Consider the following 15,783-nt stretch of genomic DNA (forward strand, 5'->3'; position numbering starts at 1 on the left):
AACCTTCCTCGAAGAATGCCGTCTGCGATGGCGGGAAAAAACGTGGCGTCAGAACACGTGCATCATCCCGACGTAAGCGCCCGTTTGCGATTGGCCGGCCATGGGGCTGGTCGGCGTGCTGGAGTCGCGCGGCGTGGCGAATACGGAGAACGTGCCGTTCTTGCTGTTGTTGACATAGGCGACCGTGCCATACAGGAACGTGCGCGCGCTCAGGTTATACGTGGTGCCGAGCGCATAGAGCATGGCGTGGCTCGCAGGGTCGTGCGAGGCGTCGCCGCCGCCCTCGCCTACGTGAATATAGAAACCGGCGGCCGTCACGGCCCACTTCGGCGTGGCCTGGTAGGTGGCGCCGAGCCAGTAATGGTCGGCGGTATCGGAAATGCCGGGCGGCGAATCCGGCGCCGAGTAATGCGTGTACGCGGCCTGGATCTTGAACTTCTGCACGCGCAGGTTGCCGCCCACGAAGTATTCGCGCGAGGCCGTGAAGATGTTGGAGAAGCGCCCGCTCGAATCGCGCAGTTCGTCGTAGATGCCGCGGAGGTCGAAAAGCGTCGAGTGGTACGAGAGCATGATGCCGTCCGAGCGGCCAAACTCGCCTTCGGCGCCGGCATTGAAGTTGCCCGGCTGGTTGCCGAACGAATACTGTCCCTGCACGTCGAGTCCGTTCCACACCGGGCTGTGATATTCGACGTTGTTGCTCGTCTGCTGCCAGTTGCGCCCGCGCACGAGCGAGGCCGACGACACCGCCTGCTGCACGAACGGATCGTATGCCCACACGCCGTCGCTGTCGATGAAGAGATTACGGCCGGCTTGCAGTTGGCCCCACGTGTCGTTCTTCAAGCCCACATACGCGCGACGCGACCAGAGCCGGCCGCCGCCCGTGGTGCCGTTCATGATCTGCACCGCGGTTTCGAGGTTGAATATCGCGGCGCTCCCGCCGCCCAGATCCTCGGTGCCCTTGAGGCCCCACATGCTGGTGCCCCAGTCGCCGCCTTCGGCGCTCCAGCGGCTCGAACTGCCGCCGTTGCCGTTCGCGATGTGATTGAGGTATTCGATACCGCCATCCACGCGGCCATACATCGTGACACTCGATTGTGCGCACGCGGCCGAACTGGCGGCGAGCAGCACCACTGCGCCCAGAGTCGTTTTCACGTTGGCTCCCTTGTGGAGTCTTCTTTCTTGATCCGGTCCATGCCGGGGCGGATAACGTGGTTTAACGTGCAGACAAGCCGGCGCGCCCGGGGCCATGCCGGACACATCGCGCACTAAAAAGCATAGCGCGTGGTGAAGAATCCCGTATTTTGGCTGGACGGCAAACCGCGCACAGTTGCACGCGCGCGACGGCGCCGGTGGCGCGGAGCAGATCGCGTGCCGCGCCGCACCATGCGCGACACATGCCTGGGCGAGCGCCCTGCACGCAGTTCGGTACGAAGTTCAGTGCGATTGCATTGCGATTTCAGTCGGATGTATCGCGCGCCTGCCAGCGCAAGGCTTCCTCGAGAAACGCCCCGACTTGCGCGGGCGCGGTCGCCGCGTGGCGCACGGTGCACCACACGCGCAGTTCCGGCAAGACCGGAAAAAGCGGCAACGCCACGAGCTCGGTGCGCGTGCGCAGTATCGGCCGCGCGACGAGCATGAGCGCATCCATCTTTACCGCGAGCGCCACGCCTGGCACCGAAGCCGTGCACATGAGCGTGCGCGACGGCGCGTCGAGCCCCGCATCGACGAACACGCGATTCACGAAGCGCTGCTGCGCACCGTTCGGATCGGTATAGATCCATAGCGCGTCCTGCAGATCGCCGAGCGCGCGAGCCTGCGCGTAGCGCCCGCCGCGCGCCGTGACGAGCGCGAACGATGTTTCGAATACGAGTTGCGAGCGGCTGTCCGGTTGCGTGTCGGCGAACGACGGTTGCGCGTGCAGGGCGACGTCGAGCGTGCCGTCGTCGAGACGATGCATCATCTGCTCGCGCTGGTATTCGTATAGCTCCACGCGCACGGCGGGATGCTGCTGCATGAAGCGCGCCACGAGGTCCGGGGCGATCAGCACGGAAACGGCCGGCGTAAGGCCGATGCGCAGATGCCCCGCGTGCTGCCCGCGCAAGGCGCCCAATTCTTCGTGGGCGCGCGTCATCTCGGCGCTGACGGCCTGCGCGCGCGGCAAGAACGCGCGCCCGCCCGCCGAAAGCGACATGCCGTGCGGCGTGCGCTCGAAGAGCTGCACTTCGAACTCGCTCTCCAGTTCGCGGATCGACTTGGAGATGGCCGCCGTGGTGCGATTGAGCGCACTGGCCGCGCGTGTGAGGCTGCCGCCCGCCGCGAGCGCGAGGAAGGCGTGGAGCTGATGCTGCTTCATGAGTGCGTAACGTGAAGGCCGAAGGAGCGCGCCTCCTCTCCGCGATTTCGTTGGCGGAAGGCGCATGCGCGTGATTGCGCGCCAAAGTCTGCCATAAGTGCGACTCGCTCTTGCCCCGGCTCCTGTCCGAGCATCGGTGTGCGCCGGATCAGCGGATCAGCGGATCAGCATCGGCGCCGCGTCGGCATCGACAGGCCACAGCGGCCGGCGCACGTTCTTCCAGGCGATCTTCGAATAGTTGCGCTGCAGTGGGCCGCCGCCATCCACGTAGAGCACCTGGCTCGCAATGGGCGCGAAATGCGCGTGAAAGTGATTGACGGACTTCACGAAGACCATGCGCTTCTCGCGCGGGTCGATGCCCACCTGCTCGAACGCTTCGAGGCTGAACGCCTGGGCGCGCTGGGTAGAAAGCACGATTTCCACGCCGCCTATGCGTACCGCCGCCGCGTCGCCGCACTCCACGCGGCTCGTGCCGAAGCGCTGCCACGCGCCGCGCTTCAGGCCAATGACTTCGGCTACGCCGTCCACTGGCTGCCCGGAAGTGCGCGCGACCTTGCCGCCGATGCGCAGCGGCAGCACCGCGCCAAGCCCTGCGTCGAAGCACAATTGGACCGCGCCCGGGTCCCAGATCGGCCCGGTCGCGACGTTCTCCAGACCGCGCTCGATCAGGCGTGCCAGCACGTCCGTGTTGTCGGAAGGCGCGCCGCCGCCGGCGTTGTCGGTGGGGTCGGCGATCACAACGGGACCCGATTTGCCGTTCGCCGCGGCGGCGAGGCCCGCGTCGATGGCCGCATCGATGGCAAGGAGCGGCGAAGCCGTCTGCCCGCGCAGCGCGACCAATGCTTCGCCCAATTCGCGCGCGAGCGTCTCGCCGCGCGCCTTGTCGTCGGCATAGACGAGCACGCGTGTGCTCAGGTCCGGTGAGTCGCCGTAAATGAAGCCATGCACAATCGAGATCGACACGATGCCCGAGGCGGGATCGGCCTCGATCGCCTTCGCGCGGTCCACCAGCGCGCGCATGCCAGGCGCCGTGGTCGGATACGAATCGATCTGGCGGCAGTCATAGAGCGAGGCCGTGGGACGCGGTGCACCGCGCACCATGTTCGTCACGAGATCGACGAGGCGCTCGGCCTGCTCGACCATGTCCGTGTGCGGGTACTCCTTGTACAGCACGATCACGTCGCTGTTGTCGAGACGCATGTCGTTCACGATGCAGTGCGGATCGAACTCCACGCCGATCACACAGTCCCGTCCGACGATCTCGCGCACGCGCGCGATCAGGTCGCCTTCGGGATCGGGATAGCCGAACGCGATCATGCCGCCATGCAGGCCGAGCAGCACGGCGTCCACGGGCAGCGCGGCGCGCAACTCGTCGAGAATGCGCTCGCGCAGTGTCTCGTAGGCTTCGCGGCTCGTGAGACCAGCGGGCGTCGCACGAAAGCAACTGCCCTCCACGAGTTCGAACTCGCCCTTCGCCGCGCGACGTTTCGCACTCCACATGAGCTCTGCGCCGACGATGGGCGCCTCGCCCATCGGACACTCGCCCGGCGGCAGATGCCCGCGCATGAACATTTCGAGGCTCGTGGGCAGGTTGACGAACGCATTGGTCTCTGTGAGCAGACCGGCGACAAAGCATTTCATGGCAAGACTCGCGAATGAAGATGGAACGTAAAGAACAGCGGAATCGGCGATGTATTCAGGCCGCGCCCGGCGCGCCTCCGCGCGCGCGAAAGTTGCAGCCCAGCGCAATGACGAAGGCGAGCAGCGCGCCGCCCGTGAGGAACGCGAAGGCGCCCAGCCAGCCCGAGCCCTGCGCGCCGCCCACGAGGCGGCCGACCACGACGGGTGAAATCGCGCCCGCAAGCTGGCCCGCGAAATTGATGAGGCCCGTCGTGCGCCCGGCCGTGCTCGCCGGAAAGCACTTGAGCGGAATGGCAAACACGCTGGCGTAGACAAGATCGAAGGCGAGCATGCACAGCGTCCAGCAGGCAATCAACGCGCTCAGCGAGGCGACGAACGGCATGAGCGCGGCGAACCCGGCGCTGGCGAGCGCACCGCCGGCCAGCAGCCAGCGCAGCCGCGTCAGCGGCGAGCGGTCGATGAAATGCCCCGCGAAATTGGTGCCGATGAAGCTGGCGAGCAACGGCACGGCCGAGATCAGCCCGATGTGCACGACGTCGATGCCGCGCGTGCGCATGATCCAGGTGGGCAGCCACGCCTGCAGGCCGAGCGCGAGCACGCACGCGCCGAACCAGGTGAGTGCCACGCGCCAGACGAGCGGCGTGCGCGCAATTTCGCGCCAACGCACGTGAGGCTCGGGCGTATCGGCCTCTTCGCCCGCAGCCGCGTCTTGCGTTGCCGCGCGCCGCCCCGGCACCACGAGCAGTACGACGGCCACGCACGCGCCGAGCAAACCGAGCAGCACGAAGGTCTGCCGCCAGCCGAAGCGTGAAATCGTCCAGCCCACCACCGCCGCGCCCACGGCGCCGCCCAGGAACACGGTGCTGCACATGAGCGCCTGCACGCGGGCGCGCACGCGCAGCGGGAACGTCTGGACGATCGCACTGGAGCTGGCGGGCGCGAAGCTGCCCTCGCCCACGCCGAACAACAGCCGGAACGCGAGCAGTGAGGCGAGCGACCAGGCTGCGCCCGTGAACGCGGTGAACAGCGACCAGAGCGCGAGACACCCCACCAGCACGCGGCGCGCGCCGAGGCGGTCGGCAAGCCAGCCGCCGCCCAGTTGCATGAGCGCGTAAGTCGCGTAGAACGCGCCGAGCACGTAGCCCTTCGCGGCATCGCTCAAGCCAAGCTCGTGCGAGATGGGGATGATCGCGGTGCCTATCACGATGCGGTCGGTATAGGCCACCGACCACGCGGCGAACAGCGCGCCAAGCACCACGAACTGGCGGCGGCGCGAAACTGTATTCGAAGAGGTGGACGAAGGCGCTGCCGGGTCGGCAGGCAAGGACTGCGAAGCGGAGGGCGTCATGGGCGGGTCCCATGCCCGTGGCGCCACGCGTGCGGCGCCACCGGCTCTGGCGTGATCGTTGGAAATCCGGTTTGGAAAATCAACGATAGCCGCGCAGAAAGCCGCCGAGTAGCGACTTCAGTTGCGGGGGCTCAACCGCGAGTTGATGCCTCGCGTGAATGCCCCGTCGAGGCTACTTCGCGGCGCTCGGTCAGCACCTTGTCGATGCAGTCGACGAAGGATTCGGCGGCCCGCGTGAGTTGCGCCTCGGGCGGCGAGAACAGATAGAGCCGCAGCGGCGGCGGTCGATCGGGCAGCGCCAGCTCGACGAACGAGCGGCCCAGTTCCGTCTCTTGAAGCGAATGCCGCGTCCACGCGAACACGGCGTCGGAGAGGAGCGTAAGGCCGTAGAAAAGCGCGTACGACGTGCAACGCGTGACGCGCCGCGGCGGCTCCAGCCCGGCGCGCTCGAACATCGCGCGCAACATGTTCGGGTAGAGATCAGTGACGTCGGTGTGGATCCACTCGGCCTGCTGCAATTCGGCCAACGTCGTCGCCTGGGCGAAAACGCCGTTGGCGCGCGTGATGAACACCGAGTCGTACTCGAAGAGTTCTTTCACCGTGCCGATGTCGTCACCGGGATTCACCGGAAAGGCCGCGAACGCGAGGTCGAGCGTGCGGTTACGTAGTTGCTCGCGCAACTGGTTGATGCCCAGCTCGCGGAACTCGATCGTCACGAGCGGCCAGTGGCGGCGGAACGCGACGAAGGCGTCGGCAAGGCCGCCGGTGCCCGCAATGGGCGTGACCCCGATCACGAGCTTGCCGTCACGCCGGCCCTTGAGGTGCGCGAGGTCCTCCTCGGCGCGCTCGAGCTCGCGCACCACGGTGCGGGCGCGCTGGAGTAGCGCCGCGCCCTCGGCCGTCGGCACGACGCCCCACGGGTTGCGCTCCAGCAGACGCACGCCGCACTCGTCCTCCAGCTCGCGCAGCGCTTTCGTGATGGCCGGCTGCGTGACGTGCAACCGCCGCGCCGCGCCGTTGAGGCTGCCGGTCGCCGCAATTTCGACAAGAGCCCGAAGCTGATGAATTTTCATGATGCGGTGGATATTACCATTGGTTATCGGCATGCCAATTTTTGCTTTTTTATTTCGACCGATCGTCCTTAGGCTCTGTCCTCGAAGGCCGCCGCATACCGGGCGGCCACTTCGGGGACTCTTCACATGACGCAGGACACCAGCACGGCCTTGCTCGCGGCGCTTCGCGAGCATGAGCCGCAATTCATCACGATTCGCCACGACATTCACGCGCATCCCGAACTGGGATTCGAGGAGTCGCGCACCGCGCGCGTCGTCGCGCAAAAGCTCGCGCAGTGGGGCTATGACGTCACGACCGGGATTGGCGGCACGGGCGTCGTGGGGTGCTTGAAGCGTGGCAGCGGCACGCGTGCGATCGGCCTGCGCGCCGACATGGATGCGCTGCCGATTCAGGAGACCACGGGCCTGCCCTACGCGAGCACCGTCGCACAGACGATGCACGCGTGCGGCCACGACGGCCACACGGCCACGCTGCTCGCGGCGGCCCACCACCTCGCAACGCAAGGCGACTTCGACGGCACGCTCAACGTGATCTTCCAACCCGCCGAGGAAGGCCTCGGCGGTGCCTCGCGCATGATCGCCGAGGGGCTGTTCGAGCGCTTCCCGTGCGATCAGGTGTTCGCGCTCCACAACGCGCCGGGCCTGCCCGTGGGCCACTTCGCGGTGCGCCACGGCTGCATGCTGGCCTCTTCCGACACGGTGACGATTACCGTGACCGGGCGCGGCGCGCACGGCGCGATGCCGCAGCAAGGGTGCGATCCGATCGTTGCGGCCGCAAGCATCGTGATGGCGCTGCAGACCATCGTTTCGCGCAACGTGGAGCCCACGCGTGCGGCCGTGGTCACGGTGGGCGCGATTCATTCCGGCAAGGCCGGCAACGTGATCCCCGAAAGCGCGACGCTGCAGCTGTCCGTGCGTGCGCTCGACAGCGAAACGCGCGACATGCTCGAAGCGCGCATCCGCGCCATCGCGGAGCACCAGGCGCAGTCGTTTGGCGCGACGGCCAGCGTCGACTATCGCGCGATCTCGCGGCCGCTCGTGAACGAGCGCAACGCCACCGAGCATGCGATCGACGCCATCGAGGCGATCGTCGGCAAGGGAGGCCTCACGATGATGCCCGACGCCGTCATGGGCAGCGAAGACTTCTCGTGGATGACCGAGAAGCTGCCCGGTTGCTATGTACTGCTTGGCAACGGCGTGGGAAGCGTGGGCGGTTGCAGCGTCCACAACCCGGGCTACGACTTCAACGACGCCGCGCTCGTATGGGGAGCTGCGTGGTTCGTCACCCTCGCCGAGCGCTATCTGCGCGACGTTTGACCGAGGCGTTTTCCGGCGGCTTTGCGCACCCGCTTCTCGCCCGCGCGCGCCGCCCTTCCCCGCAGTTTCTGACCAACCTAAAGAGCTTATAAATGTCAGCAAGCAGCATCACGCCTTATCCGCGCCGGGGTGCCGGTCTTTCGCGCATGGCCCGAGCCGCGCGGCTAGCCGCCTGCGCCGCCGCACTCGGCGGCGCTTCGCACGCGGCGCTCGCACAGGCATCGAACCTGTTCCTAGAAGACTATTTCCAGGGCGTGCCATACGCGGTGAGCAGCGCCTACACGCCGGGCATTTATCTATATGGCGTGGTGGACCAGTCGGTGGGCTTCACCAAGGGCGCGCAAACGTCCTGGGTGCAGCAAAGCAGCGGCGAATGGACGTCGAAGTTCGGCCTCTACGGCGTGGAAGACCTGGGCGGCGGTTACCGGGCGCGCTTTGCCCTCGAGAGCGGCTTCAATGCCGCGAACGGCCAGCTCGGCAGCACGAATACGCTGTTCAACCGCGAAGCCTGGGTTGCCCTCGGCTCGTCGAGGACCGGCGAGCTCAAGCTCGGCCTGCAGGACGATGTCGGCGTGCCGCTCTTCATCGACGTGTTCGGCCAGGTGGGCACGGTCTCGACGGTGGCCTACCTCACGGCATGGGTCTACGATCTCGGCCCCGGCGCGAGCTATCAGGCAAGCCGGCTTTCGAACGCGATCAGCTATTCCTCACCGTGGTTCGGGCCGCTCAACGCGCAGTTCGCGCTTGCGCTGCACGACCCCAGCACGAACTCGCCGACCATCACGACGAAGTCCGTCGCCCTCAACTACTTCGACGGTCATCTGTTCGGTGCGCTGAGCTATATCGGCAACTATGGCCTCAACGCGCTCACGACTTCGCAATACGTGCGCACCGACAACTTCGCCGCGGGCCTGCTCTACGACGCCGGGCACTACGTGGTCTCGGCGGGCTATAGCTTCCTCGCGCCGCGTCTGGCCGGCGACCGCGTGGCCTCGCTCTATACGCTCGGTGGCCTTTACCGATATCAGCAGCGCAACGACTTCCGCGTGGAACTGGCGTATCGCACCGTGGCCGGGGTTAGCTCGAATTCGTACGGCATTACGCTCGGCTACGACTACAACCTCTCCAAACGCACGGCGCTCTATGTGCGCGGCGCGCTCATCCACAACACGGGCGAGACGCCGACGTACGGCCGCTATCCGTCGCAGCAGCCGACCGTGGACAACATCAACAACAGCTATACCGGCGCGGACGGCACGACACAAACGTACCAGTCGCCGCACGTCGTGCTCGTGGGCATGTATCACAAGTTCTAAGGGCCGCAGGCTACATAAATACAGGAGAGAAGACATGAATAACCGAACCATGCTGCGCTACGCGGCCGCAGTCTATTTCGCCGTCGCGGGCGTGAGCAGCTGGGCCCAGGGCGGCAGCGAAGCGAGTGCGGCACAAATCGCGCCTGCCGCACCCGCCGCGGCTGCTTCTGCGCCCACAGACCGTGCGCTCGCCGCGAATGTGCGCGGCGCACTGCGCGCCGCACGCAAGCAAGGGCTCAAATCGACGTTCATCCGCGTGCGCGCCCATAACGGCGCAATCACGCTCTCCGGCGTAGTGGCGAGCGAAAGCCAGATCGCGCTCGCCACCTCGGTTGCGCAAAGCGTGAGCGGCGTGCAGTCGGTGACGAGCAAGATCGAAGTGCGCTCGAACGCCGGTATCAAGGGTAGCCAGTAAGGACTGCTCACCTGTGAATGAACGACGCGCGGCATTCGTGTTGTGCCGCGCGCGTCAGCACCACGACGTTGCTACCGCAGCGCCTCATCATCGGAACAAGGCTTCATCATGAAACTCGCACAGGAACGCGCCGCCCTCGCCGCCCAAGCTGTCCCCGCTGCACCGACAGACCAGAGCGCACGCACCAGCCGCACGATGGTGTTCGCCGCGGCGCTCGGCAATGGGCTCGAGTTCTTCGACTTCACCGTGTACAGCTTCTTTTCGGCGACCATCGGGCGGCTGTTCTTTCCGGCGCATGACGCGTTCAGCTCGCTCATGATGTCGCTCGCCACGTTCGGCGTGGGCTTCGTCGTCCGCCCGCTCGGTGGCGTGGTCATCGGTGCCTATGCCGACCGAGCGGGGCGCAAGCCCGCGCTCATCCTCACCGTGCTGATGATGGCGCTCGGCACCGGGCTCATCGGCCTTGCGCCCACTTACGCGCAGATCGGCCTCGCCGCGCCCGCGCTGATCGTGCTGGGCCGCTTGCTGCAGGGATTCTCGGCAGGCGGCGAAGTGGGCGCAGCCACGACGCTGCTGATGGAAGCGGGCCGCGAAGGCAGGCGCGGCGCACTCGTGAGCTGGCAGATGGCGAGCCAGGGTGGCGCCGCGCTGGCGGGCGCGGCGGTCGCGGTGCTGCTATCGAAAGCGCTTGCGCATGAACAGCTCGAAAATTGGGGCTGGCGCGTGCCGTTTCTCATCGGTCTCGCAATCGGGCCGCTTGGCTTTTATCTGCGCACGCGGCTTGAAGATACGCTGCCGCAGGCGCGTGACGGCGAGACTTCGCCGCGACACGCCGCGCCAGCCACGCGCAGGAAGTTGCCGTTGCGCCAGATCGTAGCAGGCACGATGCTCGTGATTGGCGGCACGGCAACGATGTATACCATCGTGTTTTTCCTGCCCGCTTTTCTCTCGCTCACGCTCGGCATGCCCCAGGCGGCGGCCGCGGCGAGCGGCGTGGCGGCAGGCGTCGTGCTGCTGGTGGGCTCGCCGCTCGCAGGGCGGCTCGCAGACCGCGTAAGCCGCCGCAAACGGTTGCTCGCGGGCGCGAGCGTCGTGTCGCTCGCACTCGTCTTCCCGGCGTTTCGCGCCATCGCTCTATGGCCCACTCCCACTACGGTGCTCGTGGTCGTGGTCGTGCTGATCGGCCTGATGACGCTCACGAGTCCAACAGGGTTCCTGATGATTCTGGAAGCGCTGCAGCCCGAAGTGCGTGCGACCTCGCTCGGGATCATCTACGCGGTAGGCGTGACGCTTTTTGGCGGTTTCGCGCAGCTTGTGGTGGGATTCCTGTGGCGCGCCACCGGCAGCTTCTATGCGCCGGCGTGGTATGTGGCAGTGTGCGGGATCGTGAGTCTCGCGGGTGTCGCGCTGTTTCGGGAGAAGGGCTGACGGCCACGCGCTAGAATCAGCGTTTTCCAGGGACGACCGTCATGACCACCGCGCTGCTCGTAATCGATTTTCAGAAGAAGCTCGTCGACACCGAACCGCTGCCCGGCGACATCGCCATGGTCAGCGCCAACGTCAATGCGCTGATGCAGCACGCAAGGCAAACGGGTGCGCCGGTCGTGCTGATCCAGCATGAGGACGACACGGCGCTCGTTCGCGGGTCCGAGGCGTGGGCGCTGTCGGCCACGCTTGTGACGGACCCGGGCGATCACCTCATCGGCAAGCGCACGCCCGATTCGTTTCTCGGCACCGGTCTGGGCGCCCTGCTCGCCGCGCATGCGGTGAACCACGTCGTGATCTGCGGCTACGCGAGCGAATTCTGCGTGGACACGACGGTGCGGCGCGCTGCTGCGAACGGCCTCACGGTCACGCTCGCCGCCGACGCCCACACCACCCACGACAAGCCGCATGCGAACGCGGCGTCGATCCGCGCGCACCACAACGCGACGCTTTCGAATATCCGCAGCTTCGGCCCGAAGATCAGCGCTAAGCGCACCAGCGAAATTACGTTCGGCACCCCGGCGCAAGACGGCTGATATTAACGCGCGTCGTGCCGCGAATCCGCCTTCCCGGCGAGCTTCGCGGCGTCGCTGCCCTGCGCCGGCTGCGGCTGAGCCGCCCGCATGCCGTGGAAAACCGGCAAACGCCAGCCGAAATAAAGCGAGGCCAGCCGCAACGCCACGCAGGACATCACGGCCACCCACGGTGTCCAGAACGTCGACCAGCCCAAATACGTGAGCCCCACCTGAACCGCGGCGCCGAGCATCGCAGCCGAAGCGTAGATCTCGCGATCGAGAATGGCGGGCACGCGAGAGAGCAGCATGTCGCGCATCACCCCACCGCCCACCGCGCTCACAACGCCGAGGATGATGGCCGGCTCCGCGTTCTGGCTATACGCGAGCGCCTTCTGCGCGCCCGCCACCGCAAAGAGTCCGAGACCGATCGCATCGAACAACAGTACGGGGTGACGCAGCCGCCGCACCTGCGGATACGCGGCAATGGTGAGCCCCGTGGCCAGCAACGTCACTGCGAGATAGGCCCAGTTAGTGAGGCCCGCTGGCGGCACCGCGCCAATGCAAAGATCGCGGATGATGCCGCCGCCGCACGCCACCATGAAACTCACGACGACGATGCCGAACAGGTCGAGCCGCCGCTGCCGCGCGGCCACGGCGCCGGAGATCGCGAAGGCGAACGTGCCGATCAAATCGAGTGCCGTATAGGCGGTGTGGACGTTGATATGCGCGCCCACGTGCGCGTCGAGTGCCACGCTCACGCCGCCTCGCTTTCGCGGCCAAGCCACACGGCGGCCGCGCACAGCATCGCTTCGAGGCCGGTGCGCAAGGTCGGATCGAGCACCGGCGCGAACTTCGGCGAGTGGTTGCTCGGGATCTCGTTGAGCTTCTTCGCGGCTTTCGCTTGCGCGTAGACCTCGGGATCGGTGCCGCCCACGAACCAGAACGCGTACGGCACGCCCCATTCGCGGCCGAACACGCTGAAGTCCTCGCTGGCGGCGGCCGGCTGCGTCTCGTATGCGCGCTCGCCGAACCACGCCTCGAATGCCTTGCGCAGGCGCGCCGTGGTGGCGTCGTCGTTTACCGTGAGCGGGTAGCTCGAAAGCGTCGTGAACTCCGGCTCGCGCGGCGCGTTCGAGGCCGTGCATTCGGCACAGCAGATGCGGCGGATCGCGCCCAGCATGTACTCACGCACGTCGTCGTCGAAGGTGCGCATGTTGAGTTTGAGCGTGGCGTCGTCCGGGATGATGTTTTCCTTCGTGCCAGCCTGGAGCGAGCCCACGGTGAGCACGGCGCTCTCGCGCGGCGAGATTTCGCGCGAGACGATCGTCTGCAGACGCAGCGTGGTGGAAGCCGCCATGATCACCGGGTCGATCGAGGTTTGCGGCTGCGAGCCGTGCGAGCCGCGGCCGAACAGCTTCACCTTGAGACTGTCGCCCGCCGAGAGGATCGTGCCGCTGCGATAGCCCACGGTGCCAGCCGGGCCCACCATCACGTGCTGGCCGAGAATCACGTCGGGCTTCGGAAAGCGCCCGATCATGCCGTCGTCCATCATGCTGCGCGCGCCGCGTCCCACTTCTTCGCCGGGCTGGAACACGGCGAGCAGCGTGCCGCTCCATGCGTCGCGATGCGCCGCCATCAACTGCGCCACGCCGATGAGCCAGGTCACGTGCAGGTCGTGCCCGCACGAGTGCGCCACGCCCACCTGCACGCCCTCTTCGTCTTTGGCCGTCACGGTGCTCGCATACGGCAGGCCGGTGGCTTCGGCCATGGGTAGCGCGTCCATGTCGGCACGCAGCATCACGACCGGCCCTTCGCCGTTGCGCAGCACGGCCACGACGCCCGTCACGCCCACTTCGCGGGAAACGTCATAGCCAAGCTTTTCCATGCGCTCCGCTACGAGCGCCGCCGTGCGGAACTCCTGCATCGAGAGTTCAGGATGCTGGTGCAGATCCTTGTAGAGGGCTTCGAGCTCGGGTAGCAGTGCGCCAATAGTGGGCGCCACGGTTTCAACGAGATTCGGCATCGACGACTCCTTCATGCTTGATTCAATCACTGCGTCAGATGGAAAAGGTGCGACCTCAAGCGCCCTCGATCAGGCTCTGCGCCAACTTGGCGAGCAACTGGTCGAGCGTTTTGCGCTCGTGGTCGGTGAGCACGGCGGCGAGTTCGGATTCGAGCTTCGAGCCCGCTTTTTCGGAGGCACCCGCCACTTTCGCGCCCTCGGGCGTGACGCGCAACGCGACGCTGCGCCGGTCCGCCGCGTGCGCGACGCGGCCGATCAGACCTCGCGATTCGAGTTCGCCGAGCGTTTTGGAAAGCAGCGTTTTTTCGATGAGCGCGCGCTGCGAAACGGCCTTGGGCGTGATGCCCGGTTCGGCACGGATGATGCGCAGCACGCGCATGGCACGCACGTCGAGATCCCAGCGCTCGCGGTAGACCGCGTTGGCGCGATCCATCAGCAGTGCGCTCGTTTGATCGAGCCTGAAGGTGAGGAAATCTGAATACAAATGCGCGCTCCCATCCGTGCGCCAACTGGACGCCAGTATAGTCAAATAGTTGAAAATTTCAACTATCTGGATCGGGAAAGCGTGATTGAGTCGGTGCAGATGCGACAACGCGGCGGGCCTCCCCTTGAGAGGAGATCCGCCGCGCTGCGAAGAACGTTCGGCCGGGACAGATGCCCGCCGAAGTCAGCCTCGCGGAAGTGACTTAGAACGCGTGACGCATGCCCACCGTCACGGCGACCTGCGTATCGGTCGACGAAGGCGAGAGCGTGTTGATCATGGCGTGCGAGAGCACGGAGCCTTCCGGTGCGCCATGCACGTTCTGGTACACGCCTTCCAGATAGAAGTCGGTGCGCTTGCTGATGGCGTAGTCCGTTTGCAGCATTGCCGTGTTCCAGCCCGGGCTCGAGCCGTTGTACGCGCCGTGCGTATACGTGTACGCACCCGACACGCTCCATGCAGGCGTGAGCGCATATTTCACGTTCGCTTCGAAGTTGTCGAGGCGCAGCGAACCGGCGAGCGAGCCCGCGGAGTCGTCGTTCGCGCCGAGATAGGTGCCTGTGCCGAACGAGAAGACGCCAGCGGCGTTGTCGATCTGCGAATGGCTCCAGACCAGACCCACCGTCGCCGGGCCGTACGTGTAGTTACCGCCGAGCGACCAGACCCGCTGACGCTCCGCCACGAAGTTTGCGCTCGTGTCGCTGGTGTTAACCGCGCCGCTGCCGTTGCCTGCGTTGTTGAACTGCAGGTAGCCGGCCGCGAGGTTCAGCGGGCCCTGGCTATACGAAACGGCGAAGCCGTACGAGCGGTTGTTCGCGAAGTCGCCGGCCTTGTTGCTGAACGAGTACATCGTCTCGAACGTCACGCCGTACCAGGTCGGGCTCGCGTACTTGACGGAGTTGTTGATGACCACCGAGTTCGCAGCGAGGTTGTCATTCTCGAACGGGTGAGCCGCGAGGCTGCCGCCCCACGTGTTGAATTCTGCCGTAAGCGGGCCCACGAGGTCGTTCATCACGTCGAACTGGCGGCCGAACGTGAGCGTGCCGTACGGATCGCTTTGCAGGCCGACCCAGGCTTGCGAACCGAAGCCCAGACCCGAGAACGCCTGCGCGCCGTTGTTGAGCAGGAAGCCTTGTTCGAGCTTGAAGATCGCATGCAGACCGCCGCCCAGATCTTCCGAACCCTTGAGGCCGAATACCGTGTTCTGCGTGGAGCTGCTGTTCAGTTGCCAGTTGCTGTGACCGAACTGGTTGTTCGTGTAGACGAGACCGGTATCGAACAGGCCGTATAGGGTCACGCTGCTTTGCGCGTGCGCCGAAACGGCGAAGGCGCTCAGGAGTGCCGCGGCGAGTAGCGATTTTTTCATGTTTTCAAGCTCCGGATTGGGCGGTGGGTCAATGCATCGAATTCAGGCGGCCGGCACCATCGGCGTGCAATTCCATACTCGCGTATTCCATTTCGGTGCAGAATCAAAAGCAAAAATCTATCCGTCGACGATTATTGCGAATTGCACAATTCATCGATGTTGATAATGCAATGACGAAACGGGAATCGTGCGGCGAGTGCGGCGCGAATCGAACACCCGCATCATAGGGTGTCGAAAATAAAAATGGTGTCGAAATTCGAGCGACGTGGCGTCAATGGCACAACCGCGCTGGGCAAGGCTCGACGGGTGTCGAGGAATGTGCGGGGCGTGAGTATCACCGATAAAATTACATAATGCTTTCGGAGTGGCGCATTAAACCCGGCGAGAAAGGCCGATTATCCACATTGAGAATCCCCGCGGAAATCGGCCTTCAGAGCATGTTGATTCTTG

Annotated in this window: 14 protein-coding genes; 5 read left to right on the forward strand and 9 right to left on the reverse strand. The window is 65.7% G+C overall.

Annotated elements, in window-relative coordinates; all coding sequences use genetic code 11:
* Nucleotides 1-48: 48 nt before the first annotated feature.
* The 5 genes from L0U83_RS34160 to L0U83_RS34180 all read right to left on the reverse strand — a co-directional run bounded on the left by L0U83_RS34160 (nucleotide 49) and on the right by L0U83_RS34180 (nucleotide 6,448).
* Nucleotides 49-1,152 (reverse strand): porin, encoded by a 1,104-nt coding sequence (locus tag L0U83_RS34160; protein WP_308445097.1) that lies wholly within the window; start codon nucleotides 1,150-1,152, stop codon nucleotides 49-51.
* 304 nt (nucleotides 1,153-1,456) lie between these two features.
* A complete protein-coding gene (locus tag L0U83_RS34165) occupies nucleotides 1,457-2,353 on the reverse strand; it encodes a LysR family transcriptional regulator (protein ID WP_233888571.1) in 897 nt (298 codons plus the stop codon).
* Nucleotides 2,354-2,509: 156 nt separating this feature from the next.
* On the reverse strand, nucleotides 2,510-3,994 hold the full coding sequence (locus L0U83_RS34170; protein WP_233888572.1) for a M81 family metallopeptidase: 1,485 nt from the start codon (nucleotides 3,992-3,994) through the stop codon (nucleotides 2,510-2,512).
* 55 nt (nucleotides 3,995-4,049) lie between these two features.
* Nucleotides 4,050-5,342 carry an MFS transporter gene (locus L0U83_RS34175; protein WP_233888573.1) on the reverse strand — a complete coding sequence of 431 codons (1,293 nt, stop codon included), beginning with the start codon at nucleotides 5,340-5,342 and terminating at the stop codon, nucleotides 4,050-4,052.
* 131 nt (nucleotides 5,343-5,473) lie between these two features.
* Nucleotides 5,474-6,448 (reverse strand): LysR family transcriptional regulator, encoded by a 975-nt coding sequence (locus L0U83_RS34180; RefSeq protein ID WP_233888574.1) that lies wholly within the window; start codon nucleotides 6,446-6,448, stop codon nucleotides 5,474-5,476.
* Between the two features lie 93 nt (nucleotides 6,449-6,541).
* On the opposite strand from L0U83_RS34180, the gene L0U83_RS34185 reads away from it, so the two are divergent.
* The 5 genes from L0U83_RS34185 to L0U83_RS34205 all read left to right on the forward strand — a co-directional run bounded on the left by L0U83_RS34185 (nucleotide 6,542) and on the right by L0U83_RS34205 (nucleotide 11,484).
* A complete protein-coding gene (locus L0U83_RS34185) occupies nucleotides 6,542-7,732 on the forward strand; it encodes a M20 aminoacylase family protein (protein ID WP_233888575.1) in 1,191 nt (396 codons plus the stop codon).
* Nucleotides 7,733-7,824: 92 nt separating this feature from the next.
* Nucleotides 7,825-9,048: a porin gene (locus L0U83_RS34190; protein WP_233888576.1), complete on the forward strand. Its 1,224-nt coding sequence runs from the start codon at nucleotides 7,825-7,827 to the stop codon at nucleotides 9,046-9,048.
* Nucleotides 9,049-9,082: 34 nt separating this feature from the next.
* Nucleotides 9,083-9,463 carry a BON domain-containing protein gene (locus L0U83_RS34195; protein WP_233888577.1) on the forward strand — a complete coding sequence of 127 codons (381 nt, stop codon included), beginning with the start codon at nucleotides 9,083-9,085 and terminating at the stop codon, nucleotides 9,461-9,463.
* 108 nt (nucleotides 9,464-9,571) lie between these two features.
* Nucleotides 9,572-10,891, forward strand: a complete 1,320-nt coding sequence (locus tag L0U83_RS34200) for an MFS transporter (RefSeq protein ID WP_233888578.1) — start codon at nucleotides 9,572-9,574, stop codon at nucleotides 10,889-10,891.
* 41 nt (nucleotides 10,892-10,932) lie between these two features.
* A complete protein-coding gene (locus tag L0U83_RS34205) occupies nucleotides 10,933-11,484 on the forward strand; it encodes a cysteine hydrolase family protein (protein ID WP_233888579.1) in 552 nt (183 codons plus the stop codon).
* A gap of 2 nt (nucleotides 11,485-11,486) precedes the next feature.
* On the opposite strand, the gene L0U83_RS34210 is transcribed toward L0U83_RS34205, so the two are convergent.
* The 4 genes from L0U83_RS34210 to L0U83_RS34225 all read right to left on the reverse strand — a co-directional run bounded on the left by L0U83_RS34210 (nucleotide 11,487) and on the right by L0U83_RS34225 (nucleotide 15,333).
* Entirely contained in the window at nucleotides 11,487-12,185 is a 699-nt protein-coding gene (locus L0U83_RS34210) for a trimeric intracellular cation channel family protein (protein ID WP_233889152.1), read from the reverse strand.
* Between the two features lie 32 nt (nucleotides 12,186-12,217).
* Nucleotides 12,218-13,486 (reverse strand): M20 family metallopeptidase, encoded by a 1,269-nt coding sequence (locus L0U83_RS34215; protein ID WP_233888580.1) that lies wholly within the window; start codon nucleotides 13,484-13,486, stop codon nucleotides 12,218-12,220.
* A gap of 55 nt (nucleotides 13,487-13,541) precedes the next feature.
* Entirely contained in the window at nucleotides 13,542-13,970 is a 429-nt protein-coding gene (locus L0U83_RS34220; protein ID WP_233888581.1) for a MarR family winged helix-turn-helix transcriptional regulator, read from the reverse strand.
* Nucleotides 13,971-14,172: 202 nt separating this feature from the next.
* Entirely contained in the window at nucleotides 14,173-15,333 is a 1,161-nt protein-coding gene (locus tag L0U83_RS34225; protein ID WP_233888582.1) for a porin, read from the reverse strand.
* Nucleotides 15,334-15,783: the final 450 nt, after the last annotated feature.

Origin of the sequence: Paraburkholderia flagellata, assembly GCF_021390645.1 — a bacterium.
Taxonomy (GTDB): Bacteria; Pseudomonadota; Gammaproteobacteria; order Burkholderiales; family Burkholderiaceae; genus Paraburkholderia; species Paraburkholderia flagellata.